This window comes from Oleiphilus sp. HI0123, assembly GCF_001635315.1.
The window spans coordinates 1-3,432 of the sequence record NZ_LWGE01001317.1 but is presented as its reverse complement, the minus strand read 5'-3'; the positions used below and the strand labels follow the sequence as shown (position 1 = coordinate 3,432).

Below are 3,432 nucleotides of genomic sequence, written 5' to 3'. Positions count from 1 at the left end.
ACGCAAGTCAATGCATCGTCTCGACCATACCGGTGAGAGTGACCCTATATCTGTACAAATTGCTGGCGGCGATCCAGAAATGCTAGCAACAGCGGCAGAGCTTAATCAGGAGCGAGGCGCACAGATCATAGACATCAATATGGGCTGCCCGGCCAAGAAAGTTTGTAACAAAGCAGCAGGCTCTGCACTGATGAGAGACGAAGACCTGGTAAAGGAAATCCTAAGTGCAGTGGTTGGGGCTGTCGACATTCCGGTGACGCTAAAAATACGCACTGGCTGGGATAAAAACTCTCGAAATGCATTAACGATCGCTAAAATGGCAGAGCAAAGCGGTATTGCAGCTCTCGCCATTCACGGCCGAACTCGAGCTTGCGCTTACCAAGGACAAGCTGAATACGACACCATCGCTCAAGTAAAAGAGGCGATAAGCATACCCGTTCTTGCTAACGGCGATATTGATTCGCCCGAGAAAGCAGAACAGGTATTGAAGCAAACAGGAGTTGACGGTCTGCTAATAGGTCGAGCTGCACAAGGCTGCCCTTGGATTTTTGATGATATCAACCACTACCTTAAGCACGGTACCAAGCGTGAAGAAAGACCGTTGGCCACCGTTCGCGATATCATCCTTCATCACCTAGAAGAACTACATCAGTTCTATGGTGAGAAAATGGGTCATCGCATCGCTCGCAAACACGTCGGCTGGTATCTGAAGGCAAGACCGAATCACCAAGAATTTAGACAATTTTTTAATAAAATTGAAACACCGGAAGCTCAGCTTGAGGCTGTGCGCACGGAGTTCGAAAAGCAAATCAACAATCAAATCAATAACGGGGAAATAGCCGCATGACTATAGAAGCGCTTGCTGCAGACAAACAAGAAGAACAAACCTACACCAGTCAAACTCAAATTGAAAACGCTGCCACTTTAAGGGATTGCGTTGAGAAGACGCTGAGCAACTACTTTGAACAACTTGACGGTGCTCCAGTCACAGATGTTTATCAACTAGTTCTCTCAGAAGTAGAAGCACCTCTACTTGAACAAGTACTAAAATATACGCGCAACAATCAAACCAAAGCTTCTGTTCTACTTGGTTTAAACAGAGGAACCTTACGCAAGAAGCTTAAGCAGTACGGTCTACTTTAAGTCAGAGTTTTTTATTTTTCTTATACAGGTTTGGAATAAACATGAGCAATACTAACGATCTGGTCCAGGTGAAAAGAGCGCTAATCAGCGTTTCAGACAAAACGGGCATCGTTGAATTCGCCTCTGCCCTAAACGATATGGGCGTTGAAATACTTTCAACGGGCGGAACCTACAAATTACTACAGTCTAACAGCATTCCTGCTGTCGAAGTTTCTGACTATACCGGTTTTCCCGAAATGATGGACGGTCGAGTCAAAACACTTCACCCTAAAGTTCACGGCGGAATTTTAGGGCGCAGAGGTCAGGATGACGAAGTAATGCAAGCTCATGAGATCAAGGCTATCGACATGGTTGTCGTTAACCTCTACCCTTTTGAACAAACTGTCGCAAAGGAAGACTGCAGCCTAGAAGACGCTGTAGAAAACATTGATATCGGCGGACCAACGATGGTACGTGCTGCTGCTAAAAACCATGCACACGTAAATATCGTTGTTAATGCGAGCGACTACCAGAACATTCTTGATCAAATGCGTGAGAACGATGCCTGCACAAGTTTGGAAACACGTTTTGACCTAGCGATTAAAGCTTACGAACATACAGCTGCCTACGACGGCGCGATTGCCAACTACTTTGGCCGATTGGTTCCAGGTGGCAGCAAAGAGTTCCCAAGAACATTTAACGTTCAAATGAACAAAACTCAAGAACTTCGCTATGGTGAAAACCCTCACCAGAACAGCGCGTTTTATGTTGAAAAGAATGCACCAGCCGATTCAATCTCTGGCGCTAAACAGCTTCAAGGAAAAGAGCTTTCGTTCAACAATATCGCCGACACCGATGCAGCACTTGAGACCGTAAAGCTATTTGACGAACCTGCATGTGTCATCGTCAAGCACGCAAACCCTTGTGGCGTATCAGAAGCCGGCTCTATTCTAGAGGCTTATGAAAAAGCTTATGCAACGGACCCTGAATCTGCTTTTGGCGGTATCATCGCCTTTAACCGTGAGCTTGATGCGGAAACCGCGACAACTATCGTCGACCGACAGTTTGTTGAAGTTATTATTGCTCCGAGCGTTAGCGCCGAAGCGAAAGAAGCCGTAGCCGCTAAGAAAAATGTCCGCCTCCTAGAGTGCGGTGCATTTTCTGACAGCGCAGCATCTTTCGATTATAAGCGCGTCAATGGCGGCTTACTGGTGCAAGATCGTGACTTAGGCATGATCAGTAAGGAAGATTTGACTGTTGTCTCCAAGCGCCAGCCAACAGACGAAGAAATTGATGACCTCTTATTCACCTGGAAAGTTGCTAAAATGGTTAAGTCCAATGCGATTGTTTACGGCAAGAGCGCTCAAACTATCGGTATTGGTGCCGGGCAAATGAGCCGTGTCAATTCAGCACGCATCGCAGCAATCAAAGCTGAGCATGCCGGACTTGCCGTGAAAGGCTCTATGATGGCTTCAGATGCCTTCTTCCCATTCAGAGACGGCATAGACAATGCCGCAAATGCCGGCGTTAGTTGTGTCATCCAGCCAGGCGGTTCAATGCGTGATCAAGAAGTCATTGATGCAGCTGATGAGCACGGTTTGGTAATGGTATTTACCGGAATGCGTCACTTCCGACACTAAGCAAATAAGCTCTGTATGACCGTGCACCCGCCTCTGTTTGAGACTTGGTGCACGGTACTCTTCCTGCTATACATCTACTCTTCTGCCTCTAGTTAGCACTACCTAATAATATACGCTAGACTATTTTTACCTATTAATCGGACGCCCGAAGGCTTCCACGGACTTCTATCATTAATGGAGCAACAACAGTGTCAGATTACGTACGCATTAAAGTAAGGGGCTATCACCTCGACCAACACGGCCACCTCAACAACAACGGCTATACCCGCTTTTTCGAAGAAGCTCGCTGGGTATTGTTTGAAAACTTCAATGCCATAGAGTTTTTCTCACAGCTTGATCTGACACTGACCTTGGTAAATAGCAATATAAACTATCGTCACCCATGCCTCTTCAATGATCAGCTCGAGATCCATACCAAGGTAATGCGCATAGGTAATACCAGCTGTAAAATAGATCAAACTATCTACTTGGAAGGTAGCAACACGATTATCGCAGATGCCAGCAATACTTTTGTATTAATGGACAACAAAGAACATAAGGCTGTGCCGATTCGCGACCAAGCTAGAGAGAAGCTGGCCCAACTTGCAAACTCTGCTTAGCATTCATAAGAGTTGGTTGTTCGTAAAACCACTCTTGCCCATTTTACGAACAATTATTTTTTATATCTCCT

At 45.9% G+C, this 3,432-nt stretch carries 4 protein-coding genes; all 4 read left to right on the top strand.

Annotated features, from left to right (window positions below):
* The coding region (gene dusB / locus A3761_RS16130) for a tRNA dihydrouridine synthase DusB (protein WP_082870271.1) at positions 1 to 847 on the top strand (847 nt) is incomplete at its 5' end.
* Positions 844 to 1,143 carry a DNA-binding transcriptional regulator Fis gene (gene fis / locus A3761_RS16125; RefSeq protein ID WP_068506971.1) on the top strand — a complete coding sequence of 100 codons (300 nt, stop codon included), beginning with the start codon at positions 844 to 846 and terminating at the stop codon, positions 1,141 to 1,143. The genes dusB and fis, both read left to right, overlap by 4 nt.
* 41 nt (positions 1,144 to 1,184) lie before the next feature.
* Positions 1,185 to 2,762, top strand: coding sequence for a bifunctional phosphoribosylaminoimidazolecarboxamide formyltransferase/IMP cyclohydrolase (gene purH, locus A3761_RS16120; RefSeq protein WP_068512178.1), 1,578 nt, complete (start codon positions 1,185 to 1,187; stop codon positions 2,760 to 2,762).
* A gap of 188 nt (positions 2,763 to 2,950) precedes the next feature.
* Entirely contained in the window at positions 2,951 to 3,361 is a 411-nt protein-coding gene (locus A3761_RS16115; protein ID WP_068512175.1) for a thioesterase family protein, read from the top strand.
* Positions 3,362 to 3,432: the final 71 nt, after the last annotated feature.

What these genes read in the sequence shown, in the direction of transcription:
- fis (WP_068506971.1), top strand. Translation starts at nt 844, where the DNA reads ATGACTATAGAAGCGCTTGCTGCAGACAAACAAGAAGAACAAACCTAC.
- purH (WP_068512178.1), top strand. Translation starts at nt 1,185, where the DNA reads ATGAGCAATACTAACGATCTGGTCCAGGTGAAAAGAGCGCTAATCAGC.